At 37.6% G+C, this 20,277-nt stretch carries 15 protein-coding genes; 3 read left to right on the top strand and 12 right to left on the bottom strand.

Going from position 1 to position 20,277, the window contains the following annotated elements; all coding sequences use genetic code 11:
- Positions 1-24 precede the first annotated feature (24 nt).
- The 7 genes from HNP38_RS01900 to gyrB all read right to left on the bottom strand — a co-directional run bounded on the left by HNP38_RS01900 (position 25) and on the right by gyrB (position 11,536).
- A complete protein-coding gene (locus HNP38_RS01900; RefSeq protein WP_184183587.1) occupies positions 25-1,953 on the bottom strand; it encodes a DUF3857 domain-containing protein in 1,929 nt (642 codons plus the stop codon).
- A 6-nt stretch (positions 1,954-1,959) separates the two neighbouring features.
- Entirely contained in the window at positions 1,960-3,852 is a 1,893-nt protein-coding gene (locus HNP38_RS01895) for a DUF3857 domain-containing protein (protein WP_184183584.1), read from the bottom strand.
- 232 nt (positions 3,853-4,084) lie between these two features.
- Complete coding sequence (locus tag HNP38_RS01890) at positions 4,085-5,188, bottom strand: hypothetical protein (protein ID WP_184183581.1); 1,104 nt, start codon at positions 5,186-5,188, stop codon at positions 4,085-4,087.
- 162 nt (positions 5,189-5,350) lie between these two features.
- On the bottom strand, positions 5,351-5,530 hold the full coding sequence (locus HNP38_RS01885; RefSeq protein ID WP_184183578.1) for a hypothetical protein: 180 nt from the start codon (positions 5,528-5,530) through the stop codon (positions 5,351-5,353).
- Positions 5,531-5,770: 240 nt separating this feature from the next.
- Positions 5,771-7,234, bottom strand: coding sequence for a hypothetical protein (locus HNP38_RS01880; protein WP_184183575.1), 1,464 nt, complete (start codon positions 7,232-7,234; stop codon positions 5,771-5,773).
- Between the two features lie 602 nt (positions 7,235-7,836).
- Entirely contained in the window at positions 7,837-9,459 is a 1,623-nt protein-coding gene (locus tag HNP38_RS01875; RefSeq protein WP_184183572.1) for a helix-turn-helix domain-containing protein, read from the bottom strand.
- Between the two features lie 142 nt (positions 9,460-9,601).
- Positions 9,602-11,536 (bottom strand): DNA topoisomerase (ATP-hydrolyzing) subunit B, encoded by a 1,935-nt coding sequence (gene gyrB / locus HNP38_RS01870; RefSeq protein ID WP_184183569.1) that lies wholly within the window; start codon positions 11,534-11,536, stop codon positions 9,602-9,604.
- A 220-nt stretch (positions 11,537-11,756) separates the two neighbouring features.
- Between gyrB and HNP38_RS01865 the strand changes: the two genes are divergently transcribed.
- Together HNP38_RS01865 and HNP38_RS01860 are read left to right on the top strand one after the other, a co-directional pair.
- Positions 11,757-13,100, top strand: a complete 1,344-nt coding sequence (locus HNP38_RS01865; RefSeq protein ID WP_184183566.1) for a cytochrome ubiquinol oxidase subunit I — start codon at positions 11,757-11,759, stop codon at positions 13,098-13,100.
- Complete coding sequence (locus HNP38_RS01860) at positions 13,097-14,101, top strand: cytochrome d ubiquinol oxidase subunit II (protein ID WP_184183563.1); 1,005 nt, start codon at positions 13,097-13,099, stop codon at positions 14,099-14,101. Before HNP38_RS01865 ends, HNP38_RS01860 begins: the two co-directional genes overlap by 4 nt.
- A gap of 59 nt (positions 14,102-14,160) precedes the next feature.
- On the opposite strand, the gene HNP38_RS01855 is transcribed toward HNP38_RS01860, so the two are convergent.
- From HNP38_RS01855 to HNP38_RS01835, 5 genes are all read right to left on the bottom strand, one after another.
- On the bottom strand, positions 14,161-14,985 hold the full coding sequence (locus tag HNP38_RS01855) for an OmpA family protein (RefSeq protein ID WP_184183560.1): 825 nt from the start codon (positions 14,983-14,985) through the stop codon (positions 14,161-14,163).
- A gap of 81 nt (positions 14,986-15,066) precedes the next feature.
- Positions 15,067-15,807 (bottom strand): hypothetical protein, encoded by a 741-nt coding sequence (locus tag HNP38_RS01850; RefSeq protein ID WP_184183556.1) that lies wholly within the window; start codon positions 15,805-15,807, stop codon positions 15,067-15,069.
- A gap of 120 nt (positions 15,808-15,927) precedes the next feature.
- Positions 15,928-17,628, bottom strand: a complete 1,701-nt coding sequence (gene lysS / locus HNP38_RS01845) for a lysine--tRNA ligase (protein WP_184183553.1) — start codon at positions 17,626-17,628, stop codon at positions 15,928-15,930.
- 136 nt (positions 17,629-17,764) lie between these two features.
- Entirely contained in the window at positions 17,765-18,148 is a 384-nt protein-coding gene (locus tag HNP38_RS01840; protein ID WP_184183550.1) for a c-type cytochrome, read from the bottom strand.
- Positions 18,148-18,357, bottom strand: coding sequence for a hypothetical protein (locus tag HNP38_RS01835; protein WP_184183547.1), 210 nt, complete (start codon positions 18,355-18,357; stop codon positions 18,148-18,150). The genes HNP38_RS01840 and HNP38_RS01835 overlap by 1 nt, the downstream gene beginning before the upstream one ends.
- Before the next feature lie 471 nt (positions 18,358-18,828).
- Here HNP38_RS01835 and HNP38_RS01830 point away from each other — a divergent pair, with 471 nt between their 5' ends.
- Entirely contained in the window at positions 18,829-20,250 is a 1,422-nt protein-coding gene (locus HNP38_RS01830) for an anthranilate synthase component I family protein (RefSeq protein WP_184183543.1), read from the top strand.
- Positions 20,251-20,277: the final 27 nt, after the last annotated feature.

Genomic DNA, 20,277 nt, shown 5'->3' with positions numbered 1-20,277 from the left:
TTCTAATAATTAGAAGCTTTTTAGTTATTTTTTAATTAAACTTATGACCTGGTTTTCACTTTTTGAAGCAACACTCCATATTTGCTTAAAGGCGGGATAATATTCTTTGGGATAATCAGCACTTGCTACCTTGGTAGTTGATATGATCTCAAGTATATTTCCTTTTTGCTCTGCCACATAGCTGTATTCTATTTCTTTATCGTCAGTAGTGATTTTTTTGCTCTTAGGCAGCTCTTCCACGGTATATCCTTCCGGAATTTCCAGGGATACCTTTTTTATCCTCGTAAACGGGGAAATAAAGTCTATAGGATATTTTCTTTCTTCTGTCTGGTCAAATTCATTAGAAGTTTTATTCAGGAACAGCATCGGGTTGATGATCATTTTCTTCCCTACTCTGTCAATCAGGTTTTCTGAGTTAAAGCTCATGATGCTTTCAAAATCGCCATTATCAAGAATTTTGGAATCAATATTCGTAAAATCCATGGTGAAATTGTCTTTATATAGCTTTTTGTATTTTTCCGCATTCTCATCATAGCTGTCTTTGGCAAACATGGCATAAGACCCGGTATCTTTATCGGAATAGCTTCCCGATATGGACCCGTCTTCATTAATCTTCGCTTTCACAGTAAGATAGGTAAAGCTGGATTTACCATTGATCATCTGTAACTGCTTTGCCTTATCTTTTGATGAAAGCAGGATTCCAAACTGGTTCCAGTCCCTTGGCGGAAGCTCATCCATAGAAGACTGTTTGGAGGTAGCATCATAAATATGGTAGCCTCTTTCAGATTCAATGGCTGCAAGCACGAAGTTCATATTAGAGATATTAGGTGATGCCAGATTGATGATCCCATTGTCTACCGTAGAAATAAGCATAGGATCTGCTTTAAGACCTGCTTCTCTAAGCATCATTACGAGAAAAAGATTGATCTCTGCCGCATTCCCGGTTTTTGTTTCTACTAGCTTTTTAATACCATCTTCCGTATATACGCCTCTGTCCTTATTCCATGTAAACATGTTCTGAACATGCCTGAAAATAGCATCGGCTTTTTCCTGGTCTTTCTTAAAATCGATCCCGGCAGGCATATTCTCTTTAGCCAGTTTTGTTTTTTTCAGCTCACTGCCAAAGTGTTCGTGTTCGTAAAGCCTCTGTTTGATCTGGTCCCAAGATGATGAGTACAGTTTTAACTCCCTGAAAAAAGTGGAATGCAGCTCAGCACTTATTTTGGTTCTGTGGTTATTGTCATTTTTTACAAATTTTTCACTTTTGAAACCTTTCAGGTTTTCATAGCCAAAACGATAGGTTTTGTAATTAGTTCCGTACATGTACCTCTCATCCACAACCCTGTGATTAGGAGTAAGGTCGCCTGTGTAATTAATATTGTATGAGATATTGGAAGGAGCATCCAAAATATATTCCGTATACAATGAAGGGGTATTTGACTCTATCAGTACCTCAGGAATTACATACTGGTACGGAGATAATACCTCATACTCATATTCTATCACAGAGCCATCCTTTACGTTAGGGAAAGCAAATTTGGTAATGGAAATGTACTTGCTTTCTTTACTCTTATATTTTGAACTCTTTTCTACTTTTGTTGAAACAGCTGCCCCGTTTTCCAGATTATAGGTAAAAGCTTTTATCTTGGCAATGGTCTCCTGGTTACCTCCACTCATATAAAGAGGTATTTCAAGATTCAACCAGTGTTCTGCTTTATCCTTATTATAGATCTTTACCCTATAGTGGTACCTCTTATGCAGTTGATTGGTCGCATTATCAACCAGAAAATGTGTGGATTTATACAGAATTTCTGCAGGTGCATTCTCATCAAGCTGAGATTTTTGTTTAGACAGGTCGGCATCGTTAAATTTAGGCGGGGTAAGGAATTCATGCTTTTGGGCATTGATAAAAACAGAACTTACCACAACAAAGGCCGTTAATAATTTTTTCATCGTGTCTTATATTTTAGTGATTAAAATTTTTGAATTATCGATATTCATCATCTTTTTCCTGAAATTGATATAATCATTATATTTTTCTTTGGAATATATCCCTTTGTTTACCTTAACGGTTCTGATGACCTTCAGTTCTTCGCCGTTTTTCACAAAGCTCAGCTTGTAGGTACCAAATTCAGAATTAATATTAATATCATTAGGAACCTCATCTATTTTATAGTTTTTAGGGATGATAAAGCTGATGTTGTATTCATCTTCAAAGGCCTGGCCTATCTCAAAAGGCAGCTCTCTATTCTCCTCATTTTTGTACACGGTATTTGAAAACAAAGGAACTGCTCTGAATATGATGCTGCTTCCGGCATTTTTAGAATAGTTAACAGCCTTAAAATCCACATTGAATTTTGCAACAGCATGATCCCTGTCATTGATAAAGTCTTTCATTTCGATCTTCTCAAAGCTCAAAACATCCATCTGATTTTTGAGGGCCTCATTTCTTTCTTTGGGAGATAAACCTGTATATGCCAAGGCATAATCATACTGGCTTCCGGTAAATTCAAATTTTCCTTCGCCAAGAATACTGTTATCTTCATTCACCTGTATCTTCATATTCTGCTTCTCTTTACTTTTTTCAGCAGCATAAACCGGAGTATCTATCAATTCTATTCCGTTCTTTTTAATAGACAGAACGTTTCTATCCGTTGTATTGAAACTTAAATGGTTAAATGCGATCTGCTGGGAAGTATTTTCGAGCCAGATATTGCCATTCTCTGTAGGGACCATCAAGATAACATGATTTCCGCCCATTTTGGGAAAAGCCGGATCAAATGAAACCTGAGAAGCATTAGAGTTTACCACACAGTAATGGGAAGGTATTCCTGCTTCATCCAGCAGGGTTTTCATATAATTGGTAAGCCCTTTACAATCACCATATCCCTTCTTATTCACTTCATCGGGCATCATAGGCTGCCAACCGCCTATTCCCAGTGCTACAAAGATATACCGGGTCCTGGACTGCATATGCTGAAAGAGTTTTTTTACTTTATCTTCTTTGGAACCCTGCAGGTTGAGGGCTGCCACCTCAGCTTTAATAGTAGGGGTAGATACTGAAACGGGCTGTAAAATACTGTTATAATACCATACTCCGAAGTCTTCCCAGCTATTAATGGACCCTTCTTTTCCTTCAAGATTGAATTTTGCCAGTGAAAAACTTACTTTCGGTAATATTTTCACCGGTTGTGGCAGCAGAAAGGCATCATCTATTGCAGGAACATTTTTGTAGGTATATGTTTTTTCCGATCCGTTATCATTTTCCTGGACGGATGTATAGTTATATTTGGAAGGATAGACCTTGGTACGAAGCTCAATCCCGGATTTATTGATGACCTTGAACTCCCCTTCTTCCAGGGAAATATTGGTATTCGTAAAGGGTACAAAATCAGGAATAAAAACAGTATTCTCATTGGTGATCTGATAAGAAAAATCAACCGTATACGGGTATTGAATGGAGGTATAAGGCAACGCCAATACTCTGTTATCCGTATAGAATGCTCCCTGCGGATTATTCGCAAAGTCATTGAAATCAGATTTTGAAAAGCTTTTGATCTTTTTACCGGCCTCATCATAGATCGTCACCTTAACATCTGATATAGTATTCCCTTTTTCATAGGGGATAAAAACAAGGGCGTTATGGTCACCATCTTTATTTAGAACAGTAGTCACCGTATTAAACTGGTACTTTATTTCATCAATTTTATTGATCTGCACCGTCGTTAAATCTCTCCTTACAACAACATTTGCATTTTTCTTCAGATTTTCAGGAATCGCTGAAACGGGATAATTCTGACTGTAATAAAGAGAAGCTATGCAAAGAGCTCCGGCAATTAATACTTTCATCATTTGTTTATTAAAATTTAACAAAAATAATAAAAAATCTTAATAAAATGTTAAAATCAATTTCATCTCTGAATTTAAAATAAAAAAGAGGCATAAAGCCTCTGTTAATATATATTTTAAGATTATTTAAACTTTTACTTCTGAATCATGAGATGAGCTTCGCTTTAAGCTTAACTATCAAAATGAGTAATCTTAACTATACTTTATTTTTTTTTTAATCTTCTTTTTATAAAAATTACTTACCCATGTAAATGACCTCAATGATGTTTCTATTGGCAAACCTGCCTGTTGTAGCCTTAAAGGTAAGTGTTGTGGGAAGCGGAGTGCCATCAGCAAATTCATAAGTTATCACATCTCCTGCCGCTACATCTATGATTACGGGGATATGCTGGGCAAGATAAGCATCTGCACCTCCGCCAAGGTAAATATAAGTCTCCACCCCTTTAATCTGGGTACCGTTTTTCTTTACGATAAAGTAAAATGCCTTATTTCCGGGAGAAGTATCTGCCTGCAAAAAGCAGTGAAACTGGATAAGGTATTTTCCCGTAGATGTAGCCGTAAATCCTGTAAGCCCCGGAATCTGAGTATTCGGGGTTGTTTTTGCAATCTGGTAATCCTGTGTATTGTGCACAGCTACCTGCTCCAGATATTGGGAGCTTGGGTTATCCCATCTTGCATTTCCATTGGCATCAGACATCAGAACTTTAAGGTTTCCCTGGGAGCCGTCCTGTAAGCAGAATCCTGTCCCAACCCCTTTTCCTCCTGAAGAAGCATTCGTAGCGTCAATGTGTACTTTTGCGGTTGGTGATGAAGTCCCAAATCCAATATTTCCTTTAGGGTTAATTACAAGGATATTTGACAGCCTGTTAGTTGATAAACCGGTAACAGCCGGATTATCCGCAGACCAGCTTTCTAAAAATAAAGAATTGGCCACTGTTGCATTTGCATAAGTATCAGAAAGTGTAAACCATTTAAAGCCTTTTGAAGTCGCATTCGTAAGGCTGTTATTCCCTGTTCTCTTGGTAAAATAAGTCAAAGAGGTCTGTCCGTTTGCATTACTCCCTGTCTGGCTCAAAGAAAGGTAGGCTCCATTATTAAGATAGTCTCCTATTTCAAAATTATACAGAGGATTGGAAATGCCTATTCCAAAATTATTATTATCTAAAAGGGTAACCATCTCTCTGGCACTTGAATTATTAATTTCCAAAGCCTTAGTGGTTGCGTCCGATCCTTTAGATACAATGTCCATAGCCGCACTGGGCATGGGGGTATTAATCCCAACTTGAGAATAAGATAATATCCCTAAACACAGACTCAGTACAATGAGATTCTTTTTCATTAATTTGCAGTTTTTAGAATGTTAAAAATTATGCTGCAAATCTATCTATCAACGGGTTTCAATTACAAGAAAAAGGTTCCTTGAATTATTAATTCATGGAAAATTAAAAACATAAAACATTGATAATAAAATATTTAATGAAAATATAAAAAGTCACCCGTCTCATCCACCTGCTGAGATTTTGGTTTCTTTCGTCAGAAAAATAAAAGGAAATTTGATCTTTCCAGCGTCTGATTGGATGGAGGTCATACCTGTAGCAGGACAGGAGGAAAATCGGTGGATATCAGGGAAGAAAGTCATCCAGGACCAGTAACTGTATTTTCCTTTGTGGATACAAGGCATGAGAAATATTTTGATCCCGAACTGTATAAAAGAAGATTCAAAATAGAAAAGGCAAATGCATGGCTTGATAGCTTCAAAGCTTTATTAGTAAGGTTTGAGACTTTGAATATAACTTGGAGAAGCCTACATTATTTGGCTTTTTCTATTTTGTTCCTCAGAAAAATAAGAGTTTAAACAGATTCAATTAAAAAAACAGGTTACTTTCTAAAAATGACCTGTTTTTTATATAGTTTTCTGTTCTTATTTTATCCTGGTAAGTGTAAAGCTATTATTAGCAGTACCGGAACGGACATTATAGGAGGTACATCCACCGGAAATTTTTGCCATAAGGTAATAAGTTCCTTCTTGTAATTGTACAATCTGGCTGGTATAAAAGAAATCAGCGGTTTTGCTTCCCGGAGGTTGGTAAAGATCATATGTAAAAGCCGGATTGGAAAGACTGCTCACACCGGCAGAAGGTGGCGCACTGGTTCTTCTGTCAAGATTCAGTACTACATAATCATTACAATTAGCCGTTTTATCTGCGGCATAACGGATGGTAACAAGATAGAAACCCGCTCCTCCTGTAGTCACGCCATCAACAATTGCATTTGCTCCGGTATATCTGTAATTTGCTCCGGATGTATCCATGCCTATAACAGTAGTTGGGCTGGAAGAATTATTAGTATGAAACTGTACAGCATCTATACGAACAACTTTACCATCTGTGTCTACACCTATTGGCTTTCCTGCAACAGGAGGACTATCTGCTCTCATCTGAAAAAATGCAAGGCCAGAATCATCAGGCCAATAAGAATTAACATCCAATTGATAACGAGGCTCTTCCATACCAATTCCTACGGGATCCTGAAAATAGCTTACAATCCCAAAATTTGATGGAATACCAGTTGCAGATTCCTGATAAATAGCATAGTTATAAGGAGAATTATAACCCATACCTCCCCCGGACGAATGGGGATCTCCTGACTTAAGATGCAGGGTATGAGTTTTACCGGTAACAGCTCCAAATCCATTTGCTCCCGATAAGTCTATTTCGTCATCTATAGATAGTCCGTAACTATTTCCGGTTACATTGGCAGTCGGTTTGGCTATTATTTTCATTCCTATGTTATTGCCGGTAAAATCACTCGATGGACTTGCTTCAAAAAGCCCGGCCATATTTGTTCCCGAAGAAGGTGCATTTGCAGTAAAATGTCCGGCAGAATTCTCACTTGCTGTTTTTACAACGGTTAATCTTCCGTCAGGATCGGCTGTATTTATTCCTACTTTTCCATTATTATAATAAATATTTGTACTGGTATTATTGGCTCCAGTATCGTCTGTAAGATTTGCCGGAGTCCCTTTCGGATCTTTCCAAGCTTCGGTTAATGTAACTGCATTGGTATCGGTAAAAGGTTCCCATTTCGCAGTTGCATCTTTCCAGTACCAGAATCCTACTGAAGTTACATCAGGTGTTCCAGCTGTGGATGCTGCTGTTGCATAAATGATTGTCCCAGCTTTCAGACCCGTTGTATTGATAGCTTCAATCTGATCTCCTGTCAATCTGGGAGCAGCAATACCTGCTTTACCACCGGTTGCATAAGTTGATTGTACCTCAACATCAAGCGTAGCATAAGGGCTACCTGTATTAACTCCTATCTGAGCATTTGAAAAATTAAAAATGCCTAGCAGAATCCCACTCGTTAGAAATAGTTTGTTTTTCATTGTATTTGATGATTTTTCACTAAAACATTAGTATTATTCATTTTATATTAAAAAAGAAAATAATTTACATTGAATACATGCATTTATTAATTTTACAATTGGTTTAATTTTTTGTTACGAAAGTTCAATTTTATTATCATTTTTATTTAATAAAAAACAAAATATCAGTATTTTTTAATTTAAAGTAATATTTTTAAGAAAATGATAAAGCGAAATGATTTTCACAAAACAAGTTTTGAAATTGGGTAGTTTTTATTTCGAACCCGTTTAAACTTTTTATAAAAAGTTTAAACGGGTTCATTATCTAAAAGGGTAACCATCTCTCTGGACTTGAATTATTAATTTCCAAAGCCGCACACTGGACGTAGGGGTATTAATCCCGACTTGAGAATAGGATAATACACCTAAACACAGGCTCAGTATAATCAAATTCTTTTTCATTATCTGCAGTTTTTAGAATGTTAAAAGTTATACTGCAAATCTATTTATCAACGGGTTTCAATTACAAGGAAATGACTCCCAAAATTATTAATTCATGGAAAATTAAAAACATAATATATTGATAATAAAATATTTAGTGAAAATATAAAATTCCACCCGTTTCATCCACCTGCCGAAATTTTGGTTTCTTTGGTCAGGAATTTAATAAAATTGGAAGGTGACACGCCAATGCAATTGGAAAATGCTGTAGTAAAAGTATTATGAGAGGAAAAGCCTGATTCTTCCGCCAAATGGCTTATTTTATATTTCAGGTATTGAGGATCATTTTTAAGCTTATTAACAATATAGCTTATTCTTAATTCATTAATATAGTTATTAAAGTTTTTATTCTTATTGGCATTGATAACTGTGGAAAGGTAGGCCGTATTGGTATTAAAAGACTCCGCTAAAGACGAAAGGGAGATATTTTTATTTACAAATGCTTCGGAACCCTCAAATTGATCTAGCTTGTGTAGTATTTCCTTCTCTTTATCCGTTGGAACTGAAAATATGGTCTTCTCAACCACAGCATTGGTTACCGGTGTCAGAATGGATTCTTTTTTCTGCAGTTTTTCAATGATCTTTTTATAATTGGCATATTCTCTTTTTGATTTTTTATAGTTCCTGATCCCGATCCAAACGGAAATGAACAATAAAATTCCGATTATTATGGCTGCAATAATCAGATTTCTTTTGGTTTTAAAGAAAGATTCTTCGTTCTTACTCTGAATTTTGGTTACTTCCGTATTGGTATTCTGCTTTTCGCTAAGGTGTATCTTCTTGCTAAGCTCGTTATACTTTTTTTGATGATATAATTCCTTGTCAGGGTTTTTCATTGATGCATAGGTAAGCGCAAGCATTTCATGTACATCCCTTTGCAGGTATATATCTTCCACATGCTGTGCTAAAGACAAGGCGTTCAGATATTCCTTTAAAGCTGACTGATCATTTTCCTGTGTGAAGTAATAGTTACCGAAATTAAAAGCCAGATAGGCTTCACTTTTTTTATTGGGAAATTTCTTTTCGTCACCTCTGGCTTTGGCTAATATTTCAAAAACCCTTTTCGTTTCCTTTTCAGACCTTTCTTTCTTTTTCAGGTAAGTATTCACGAGGTTATTGGCAGACATCTGCTGGTACAACATATTATCCGGTGTCTGTTTTAAGCGCATTGCATTTTGATAAGACAATTCATTGTATTTTACCAGGGAATCGCTGACCTCCATTTTCTGGTCATAGATATAGGATCTGGTATCATACGTAAGGGCCAGAATTCTGATATTGTCATCATTGCTTTCTTCCATAACCCTGGACTTCATGGCCGAAAGGGCCATATCATTTGACTGTATAGCCTGATTGAATAATCCCAAAACTGAATATTCCCTCGAAATAATGTTCAGCATATCTACGGAATAGTTAATCTTATCCAGATCCTCATAGGTCTTTTTTGCCGTTTCCGCATATTGAATGGATTTTTTCTGATCTCCTTTTATGGAATATATTTCAGCAAGCAATGCCGAGGTATGAGCAAATGTTAAATTATTTTCGTTTTTGGTCAGCTGATATACTTTATCAGCAAGCTGTAATGCCTGATCCGGTTTTTCGTATAATAGTACTTCGGCTTTTTTCCGCATTTCTTCTGTCTTCTCATCAGATAGCCCCTTATGATTTTGGGCCAAAGCAGTACAACCGGAAATCATCATTACAAAAAGGAATACATATTTAAAGGAGGTAACAATCTTTTTCATCAGCTTTTTTAAAGTTGTTTAAATTTATAACAATTCATCACATAAAACTTCATCATCATAACTGAATTTATTCTTTCATGTTATATTTTACTAAAAAAGGCTCCTAAACGGAGCCTTTAAACATATATAAAATTAAGATCAATTAGGCATCAATCTTAGCATACTTGGCATTTTTCTCAATGAATTCTCTTCTTGGCGGTACCTCATCCCCCATCAGCATAGAGAAAACACTGTCTGCTTCTACCGCATTATCAATGGTTACCTGTTTCAGGATCCTGTGTTCAGGGTTCAGGGTAGTTTCCCAAAGCTGTTCAGGATTCATCTCTCCAAGACCTTTATAACGCTGTACCTCAACACCTTTCCCGTCCGGAGACATCTCTAAGGTAAATTCTTCACGTTCTTTTTCGTTGTAAGCATATACTTTTTTGTTTCCTCTCTTTAGTAAATATAAAGGCGGTTGGGCAATGTAAATATATCCGTTCTCGATAAGCTCCTTCATGTATCTGAAGAAGAAGGTAAGGATCAGGGTAGAAATGTGAGATCCATCAATATCGGCATCGGTCATGATAACGATCTTGTGATATCTTAACTTAACCATATTCAGTGCTTTGCTGTCTTCTTCTGTTCCTACGGAAACTCCCAGAGCAGTATAGATATTTTTAATTTCTTCGTTATCATATACTTTATGAAGCATAGATTTTTCAACATTCAGGATCTTACCTCTTAAGGGCAGGATCGCCTGGAAATGCCTGTCTCTTCCCTGCTTAGCCGTTCCACCTGCCGAATCTCCCTCCACAAGGAATATTTCGGACTCTGCCGGATCTTTGGATGAGCAGTCAGATAATTTCCCCGGAAGCCCGGAACCTCCCATCGGCGATTTTCTCTGAACCATCTCGCGGGCTTTCTTTGCAGCCTGCCTTGCTTTTGCCGCTAAAACAACTTTCTGAACAATTTGTTTAGCCTCAAGTGGGTTCTCTTCCAGGAAATTGGTAAGCATTTCACCTACAATTTTATCTACAGCACCGGAAACCTCAGAGTTTCCTAATTTAGTTTTGGTCTGCCCTTCAAACTGAGGTTCCATTACTTTTACAGATACCACAGCTGTTAATCCTTCACGGAAGTCATCACCGGTGACTTCCACTTTTTCTTTCTGCGGAATTCCCAAATCATCTGCATATTTCTTCAAAGTTCTCGTCAAAGCACGTCTGAAACCTGCTAAGTGGGTACCTCCTTCATGCGTATTGATATTGTTGACGTAAGAGTGAAGATTTTCATTGAATGAAGTATTATAACGCATGGCTACCTCAACCGGAATATCATCTCTTTCTCCTTCCATGAAGATCACATGCTCCATAATGGACTCTCGATTTCCATCGATGTAGGCAACAAATTCTTTCAGACCGCCTTCGGAATGGAAAATTTCGGTTCTGAAGGAACCATCTTCCAGTTTTTCTCTTTCATCAGTAAGGGTGATGGTAATTCCTTTGTTAAGGTAAGAAAGTTCCCTTAAACGGGTGGCTAAAGTATCGTAATTATAAACTAATTCTGAAAAAATAGTATCATCCGGCTGGAAAAACTGCTTAGTTCCTCTTTTGTCACTTTTACCTATCTCCTCTACCTCAGTCTGTGCTTTTCCTTTGGAATACACTTGCTGGTAGATATTTCCGTCTCTGTAAACCGTAGTGATCATCTCATTGGAAAGTGCATTCACACACGATACCCCTACTCCATGCAGACCTCCTGAAACCTTGTAAGAATCTTTATCAAACTTACCTCCGGCCCCAATCTTTGTCATAACCACCTCAAGGGCCGATTTCTGTTCCTTCTCATGGAAATCAACAGGAATACCTCTACCGTTATCGCTTACTTCAATCCCGTTTCCTTCTTTAATGCTGACAAAAATCGTATCACAGTATCCTGCCAACGCTTCGTCAATAGAGTTATCTACTACTTCATAAACCAAATGGTGAAGGCCTCTTACCCCTACATCACCAATGTACATCGAAGGACGCATACGAACGTGCTCCATTCCTTCCAATGCCTGAATACTACTAGCTGTATATTGTTTCTGACTCATATCAAATATTAAAATTTTTGCTAAATGCAAAGACCTACAAATATCGTGATTTTTTTCGAATTGAGAAAGTTAAAATGTGCCAAAAAAAGTTGAGTTATCCACACCTGTCCTGTTCAAAAAACAGTAAAGTTATCCTGAATTTCTATCATTTCAACTGTTGTAAATCATATGAAGCCTCAGCAATTTATCCGTACCTTTATGTATTCAAAAAGTTGATGCTATGGATGATTTTATTGCAGCCCGTGCTCAAATGGCCATGTCCCTGGGTTTCCATATTATTTTTGCCTGTGTAGGGATGGTGATGCCTTTTTTAATGGCTTTTGCACACTGGAAATACCTTAAGACCAACAATGAAATTTACAAAGGCCTCACTAAAGCCTGGAGCAAAGGAGTTGCCATTTTATTCGCTACCGGAGCCGTATCCGGTACCATGCTTTCGTTTGAACTGGGCCTTCTCTGGCCGGAATTCATGAAACATGCAGGGCCTATTTTCGGAATGCCGTTCTCTCTGGAAGGAACTGCATTTTTTATTGAAGCAATTGCCATAGGATTCTTTCTGTACGGTTGGGACAAATTCAATAAATGGTTCCACTGGTTCTGTGGATTTTTGGTAGGTCTCAGCGGGCTGGCTTCCGGCATTCTTGTTGTTGCGGCCAATGCCTGGATGAACTCTCCTTCCGGTTTTGATTATATTGACGGTAAATACCTGAATATAGATCCGATAAAAGCAATGTTCAATGACGCATGGTTTCCTCAGGCTTTACATATGACCGTTGCCGCTTTCTGTGCCACGGGGTTTGCCGTGGCCGGAGTTCATGCTTATCTGATCATGAGGAGAAAAAATGTAGAATTCCATACAAAAGCATTCAGAATTGCTGCGGGTTTTGCGTTGATAGGAGCTTTCGGAGCACCTTTAAGTGGGGATATAGCTGCCAAATCTGTTGCTGAAAGGCAGCCCATAAAACTGGCAGCCATGGAAGCTCACTTTGAAACTGAGAAAGGAGCTGCTTTTGTCATTGGCGGTATTCCTGATGAAGAAAAAGGCGAAATACGATATGCCATCAGAATCCCGAAGGTTTTAAGCTTCCTGGTAAGCAATGATTTTAATCATGAAGTAAAAGGCCTTAATGATTTCCCAAAGGATGAATGGCCTCCCGTTGCCGTTACTCATTATGCTTTCCAGATCATGATCTTCTTTGGCGTTATAATGATCTGCATAGGAATGGTGTATTTATACGCCCTATTTTTCAGGAAAGTGTGGCTTGAAAAAAGATGGCTGCTAAAAACATTCCTTATTGCGACACCTTTCGGGTATATTGCACTGGAGGCGGGCTGGACTGTAACGGAAGTAGGGAGACAGCCTTGGATCATTTACGGGGTCATGAGAACAATAGATGCCGTTACACCAATGCCCGGAATTCAGTATTCATTCTATTTTTTCACAGCTATTTTTGTATCATTATCCCTGATCATTATTTTCCTTTTGAGAAGGCAGATCCAAATGGTTCCGAAGCTTTATGACCCTACCGATATTCTGTTTAATGATAAAAACAAGAAATCATGATCTATGTTGTTATAGGTTTTCTCTGGTTATCCATATGTCTTTACATGATCCTCGGCGGTGCTGATTTTGGAGCCGGGATCGTGGAATTTTTCACCCATAAAAAAGCCCGCCATAAAACCGAGCAGATCATGTACGAATCTATTGCCCCGGTATGGGAAGCGAATCATATGTGGCTGATCATCGCGATCGTAATTCTTTTTGTGGGATTTCCCGAGATCTACACCACACTCTCTGTCTACCTTCATATTCCATTGGTTTTAATGCTTGTAGGAATTATTGCAAGAGGAACTGCTTTTACGTTCCGGCATTATGATGCGGTGAAAGATAATTGGCAGACTTTATATACGCAGGTTTTTTACTTTTCCAGTCTTTTGACTCCGTTTTTTCTTGGTTTAATAGCTGCTGCAACGGTTTCTCATGCCATCAATCCTGATGCCGATAACTTTTTGGATCTGTATATTTTCAGCTGGCTGAACTGGTTTGGTATTTCGGTAGGCTTATTTACGGTTTCTATCTGCGCCTATCTGGCATCTATATTTGCTTTAAGGGAAACTACGGACAGACTTGAGCTGAATTTAATGATCAGAAAATCAAAACAGACGATGATCTTTGTAGTGGTTACGGGAATTCTGGTATTTTTCACCGCTCATATTTCTGATATTCCCCTTTTAAGGTGGGTCTTCTCAAAACCATTAGGCATTGCCGCAACTACTCTTGCAACAATAGCTTTGGGGATTATTTTATATTGCCTGAAAATACGAAAGCTTTTGCCCGTACGTGTTTTAGCCGGATTTCAGATGATTATGATCCTTGTAGCTGCCACCTACCAGCATAATCCCGATATTATCTTATTAGGTAACGGAAATCATCTTTCTTTAGTGGAACATGTGGCAGCCCCTAAAACCATTTCCGCTTTAGCATGGGCTTTGATGTTAGGGTCTTTTTTTATTTTACCGTTTTTGTTTTATCTGATGTTTTCGTTCAGTAAGCTGAGAAAGTAATAATTTTCTGTAATAAGAGTTTCGGGCGCCAGCTTCGCTGGCGCCCGAAACTTCGGATTTCATTTTTTAAGCAAAACAAGTTCCACCCTTCTGTTCCTTATCCTATCGGTTTCAGTGCGTTCGGGGTAAGCAACAGGATTGAGATGGCCCAGTCCCTTCACTTTAATCCGGTCAGAGGCTATTCCTTCTTTTTGCAGAAATTCTTTTATGGCATTGGCTCTTGTCCAGGAAAGATTAAAGGTTCCCAAATCGATATCTTCTCCATCAAAATTTTCATAATCACAACAGATATGCCCCTGCAGCTCGACCTCCAATGCCGGATGATCTTTCAATATCCTGAGAAGCTGATCCAGCTTTGTACTTCCATTGGGAAGCCAGACATGGCGTCCTCCAATAAAATTGACATCGGGCAGCGAAAAGGTATCTTTCACTTTCATTTGGGAAACTTTTGTACTCAGAAAGCTCGGAAGTGCTTTCCGTGAAATTATTTCCCCTGGAGCAAATATTTTTTCGATAAATATATCTACCCTTCTGTTTTTCCCACGTAATTCGTCTGTGCTGTTATCATTAATTTGCTTTTCCTCACCCAAACCAGTCGTATTTTCCAATCTTATATTATTTCCAATCTTTCCCTGCAAATAGGCACTGACTGCGTTTGCTCTTTTTTCAGACAATAATCTGTTATATTCTGTTTCTCCTGAAGAATCACAATTTCCAAAAATCCTGAACGTAAGACCTGCTTTTAACAGGGCAAGGCTATCCAGTTTCTTTTTAGATCCTTCATTAAGTTCATAGCTATTATGCTCAAAGTAAACTGAGCTGAGCATTTGTGCATTAAATCCTACGGAAAGGATAGCCAGAATGAGGAAAAAAACAGATTTCATCAATTATATGTTTTCTAAATAACGGGAAAATATCAATTTATCATCTGCAAGATTAGAAAATTTTGAAAAAAAATTAGGATTTCACAATCTTTTTCTAATATTTTGAAAAATGATATTAATAATCGCCAGAAAAAACTTAATAAAGAAAACAATGATAGCAACAATAATAATTATTGGAATAGCAAGAATAGGTCCCACAACAGTTCTACCTGAATCAATTAATGCATAAAAAGATCCGCTTATAACTCCAAGAGCAACAATAACTCCTACTGCTATTACCCACCAGTTTCTCGCTTCATAATAAGCAACATCTGCCAAGATATATCCTGTTTTTTTACCATATAAAATTTCCAGAAAACTTCTATTTTCCGACGTTATTATTATTTTTTCACCTTTAGCCAAAACCGTCTTTGAAACTTCAATCATATCTTTATCATAATATAAATCGATATATTTTTCTTTAGTGGCTACTTCATAAATTCTTCTCATCCGAATAGATCCCTGATCTTTATCTGCAAATTGATGAACGGTAAAAGCTTCATTAAATTTATACTTAATATCATTTTTTGGTTTATAAAAAACTACTGTACAAGAATTATCCATAAGCTTAGCTTCTTTTAATATGAATAATTTGGACATATCTTTCTTAATGTAAACTTTACGGTTATTAATAAAGATCTCCATCCAGTCTATTCCATTTCTTCTTTTTTCTCTATTAAATTTTACAATATCACCAGCATTTAAAAGATTTGATGTTTCTGCTTCATATTCATGATCCGAGTATATTTTTACTGGCTGGAGAATCTTAATTTGTTTTGACATAGTTTTATTTGTTTTCGATCAAAAAGATTTGCAATATATCAAATTCATAAATAAAATATTCTTTCTTAATGCAGAAAGACTACTCAAAGGCAGTCTTTCTTAACTTATTATTGAAAAATATTAAACCAGTTTCATTAAAAGATTTTCCTCAATCTTCTCCACTTTCACCAGATTATGCTTGGTTAAAGTTTTAGAAGCTTTATCCCATTTTTTCCCTGAAAGCTGGCTCCTTTCCTTTACCTCAGCTAAGGCAAACGGTTCTTCCTGAGAATTAAGGATCTCCAGGATCACTTTTTCATCTTCTCCCAATTCTATTTGAGGAGTTGTTTTCTCCGGTCTCATCTGAGGGAAGAACAGCACTTCCTGGATGGAAGCATTATTGGTAAGGAACATGATTAACCTGTCCATTCCGATACCTAATCCTGAAGTTGGTGGCATTCCGTATTCCAATGCTCTTAAGAAATCCTCATCAATAAATTGCCCGGCTTCATCATCTCCTTTTTCGGAAAGCTTTAATTGTTCTTCAAAACGTTCTCTCTGGTCGATCGGGTCATTCAGCTCGGAATAGGCATTGGCGATCTCTTTCCCGCACACCATTAATTCAAAACGCTCGGTCAGGCCTTCTTTGCTTCTGTGTTTCTTCGTTAAAGGCGACATTTCAATCGGATAATCCGTAATAAAAGTAGGCTGAATGAAGTTTCCTTCACATTTTTCCCCGAAGATCTCATCGATCAGCTTACCCTTACCCATTGTTTCATTTACTTCTATTCCAATGGATTTGGCAAAATCAAACAATTCCTGCTCAGATTTTCCCGTAATATCAAATCCGGTGAACTTCTGAATGGCTTCTGTCATTGAAATTCTTTGGTACGGTGCTTTAAAATCGATCTCATGATCCCCGAACTTCGCCTTGGTAGTTCCGTTAACCTGAATCGCACAGAATTCCAATAGTTTTTCTGTGAAATCCATCATCCAGTTATAGTCTTTATAGGCTACATAGATCTCCATTGCCGTAAACTCCGGGTTATGGGTTCTGTCCATCCCCTCATTCCTGAAGTTTTTGGAGAACTCATACACTCCGTCAAATCCACCCACGATCAGTCTTTTCAGATACAGTTCGTTGGCAATTCTCAGATACAACGGAATATCCAATGCATTGTGATGGGTGATGAAAGGCCTTGCCGCAGCTCCCCCTGGGATTGACTGAAGGATCGGCGTTTCAACCTCAAAGTATCCCGCATCGTTGAAGAACGTTCTCATAGCATTGAACAGCTTGGTTCTTTTCACAAAAATTTCTTTGATGTGCGGGTTTACCGTTAAATCTACATAACGCTGTCTGTATCTTAGCTCAGGATCCGTGAATCCGTCATGTACCACTCCATTTTCATCGGTTTTGGCATGGGGAAGCGGACGAAGGGCTTTGGTAAGAAGGGTGAAGTTTTTCACCATTACGGTCATTTCCCCCACCTGGGTTTTGAATAATTCCCCTTCTACACCTATAATATCACCTATATCTAAAAGGTGCTTATATACTTCATTATACAAAGTCTTATCTTCCCCTGTACAAATTTCATCCCTGTTAAAATACACCTGAATTTTACCCGTAGAATCCTGCAATTCAGCAAAAGAAGCCTTTCCTTGAATTCTGCGGGACATCAACCTACCAGCGATCTTTACTTTTTTATTCTCAGAAAAATCCTGTTTTATAGATTGCGTGGTATCTGTGATTACATATTCATCCGCAGGGAATGCATTGATCCCCATTTCAACAAGCTTATTCAGCTTTTCTCTTCTAATGATTTCTTGTTCTGATAATTGCATTTCTCTGTATTTCAATAGCGTGCAAAGATAATTGTTTTTACAGGTATAAGTCAAAAAAAAATCTTAAATATAGTTCAATAAAAAGCCCTGCAGGAAATCTGCAGGGCTTTTTATTGTTTTTACTGTAAGATACAATCTATTTTGTCTTTTTTAAAGTCAGAATATATTCGACCATCTTTTTTGCTTCTTCTTTTGAGACCTGAGAGTGAGGCTGCATGGGCACATTTCCCCATACTCCGCTTCCACCGTCTATAATTTTTGAAGCCAGCAGCTCAATATCTTTTTCAGAATACTTATCGGCTATTTCCTGATAAGAAGGCCCTATCATTCTTTCATTGACAGTATGGCACCCCGTACAATCCAACGTTTCTATGATCTGCGCTCCTGAAAGATCAGATTTTACAGAAGGTTTCGAAGCAGAAGAAGACTCAGAAGACGTAGTATCAACTGATGTATTTTCTTTTTTGGAGCAGGAAAGGAATAATAATCCCAGACTTCCCACCAAAAATATTTTTCTCATTATTTTTTCGCCGCAGAATCTGTTTTAGCAGCTTCAGGAGCAGGTGTTGCTGCCGGTGTTTCAGCAGGTTTAGCCGCAGAATCCACCACAGTCTTTGCTTCAGGTTCTTCCAGCATCGTATTGCTGTCTTGTAATGAATGATCCGGTTTCTTAGAACAGTTTACTACGAATAAACTTCCGATAAATGCGATTGCCAATACTTTTTTCATTATTTTTTCTATAAAAATTTAAGCAAAAATATAAAAAATAACCTTTTAATGCAGTGATATCTTCCCACTTCGGGCATATTTTTAGAAAAAAACATTTGAACCCGTCAACAGGTAGAAGATCGTTTTAAATTTAAACTGTTATTGCCTTAGCCAAAATTCTATTTTTCACCAGTATTATGATGAAAGCTCTTCCCGGAAAAAACCAAACATTTGGAAAATATGCCATTCTTAAGTTTTTTTATTTTTGCCTGTTTCTTGTTTTCATATTGAAAAAATATATACATTTGTCCTATGGTTAATATTAGCAATACTAATTGGTGGTGGTTTTCAAACTCTTCGTCGGGTCTGAAACTATTGTCATGTTGCTAATTCATAGCAGGATTGATATAGAAAAAATAATATAAAGACTTTGACGGAATTTCGTGAAAGTCTTTTTTTATTTATTAAATTCATAAAAAAATAAAACTGCAAATGTTTAACAAGAAAATTAAAATAAAAACTGTTTCCAAAAAAGTATTGGGAGATCTCCAGACCCCCATGAATATTTACCTGCAGCTTCGGGACAAGTTCAGGGATACTATATTACTGGAAAGCTCGGACTCAAAAAATATTGACAATAATTTTTCTTTTATAGCCATCAATGCCGTTGCCGGTATCGAAATTAAGAACCTTAATGAGTTTGAAATAAAACTTCCAAGGCAGGAACCAATCAAACAATTTATCATAGACCATAAGCTTTCGGATGTATTTGAGCATTTTTCCAATATTTTTGTCTGCGAAAAAGCCAAAGACCCGGTTGAAGAAACCGCGCAAAGCCTTTTTGGCTATACAAGTTTTGAGGCTGTGCAGTTTTTTGATAATATCAAGTTTAAGGCTCAGAGCCCTGAAGTTAAGATCCCTATCCTGCGATACAGGCTTTATCAGTACGTGATCGCTATCAACCATTATAATGATGAAATGCACATCATCGAGAATCAGATCGAGGGAGTAAAATCAGAATTATACTTATTGGAAAGCCTGATCAAAAATCAGAATTCCGTGGTTTATCCTTTCAAGAAAACAGGTCCGGAAACGTCCAACATCACTGATGAAGATTATATCGAACTGGTAAAAACAGCCCAAAAGCACTGCATGAGAGGTGATGTATTCCAATTGGTGCTCAGCAGAAGGTTCGAGCAGAAGTTTCATGGTGACGAATTCAATGTTTACCGCACCTTAAGAAACATAAACCCTTCCCCGTATCTATTCTTTTTTGATTACGGAAATTACAAATTGTTCGGGTCCAGCCCTGAAAGCCAGCTGATTATTAAAAACAATAAAGCGGTAATTCACCCGATTGCCGGAACCTTTAAAAGAACAGGCCATTTCGAGACAGACCTGCAATCTGTGGAAGCATTGAAAGATGATCCGAAAGAAAATGCAGAACATACCATGCTGGTTGATCTGGCCCGGAATGACCTGGGAAAATTCGGAAAAAATGTAACGGTTACCAAACTGAAAGAAATTCAGCTTTATTCTCACGTCATCCATATGGTAAGTGAAGTTACTGCAGAATTGCCCGGAAACAGCAATCCTTTCGAGATCGTTGCCGCCACTTTCCCTCAGGGTACTTTAAGCGGAGCCCCAAAGCATAAGGCTCTTCAGCTTATTAATAAATATGAAAAAGACTCCCGAGGCTACTATGGCGGATGTATCGGAATCATAGGGTTGAATGGCGACTGTAACCAGGCCATTATGATCAGGACGTTTTTAAGCAAAAACAATACGCTGTATTACCAGGCCGGAGCTGGGCTCGTAGCAAAATCCGACCCTGAGAGTGAATTACAGGAGGTGAACAACAAGCTTAATGCATTAAAAAAAGCAGTGGAAAAAGCAGAGAAGCTCAGTTATTAGTTCTTTGTTATAGGCTCACCAAGAAGC

The sequence above is a fragment of the Chryseobacterium defluvii genome, from assembly GCF_014204415.1.
Classification (GTDB): Bacteria; Bacteroidota; Bacteroidia; order Flavobacteriales; family Weeksellaceae; genus Chryseobacterium; species Chryseobacterium defluvii_A.
The sequence above is the reverse complement of the archived record's forward strand: the minus strand, read 5'-3'. Positions and strand labels throughout refer to the sequence as shown.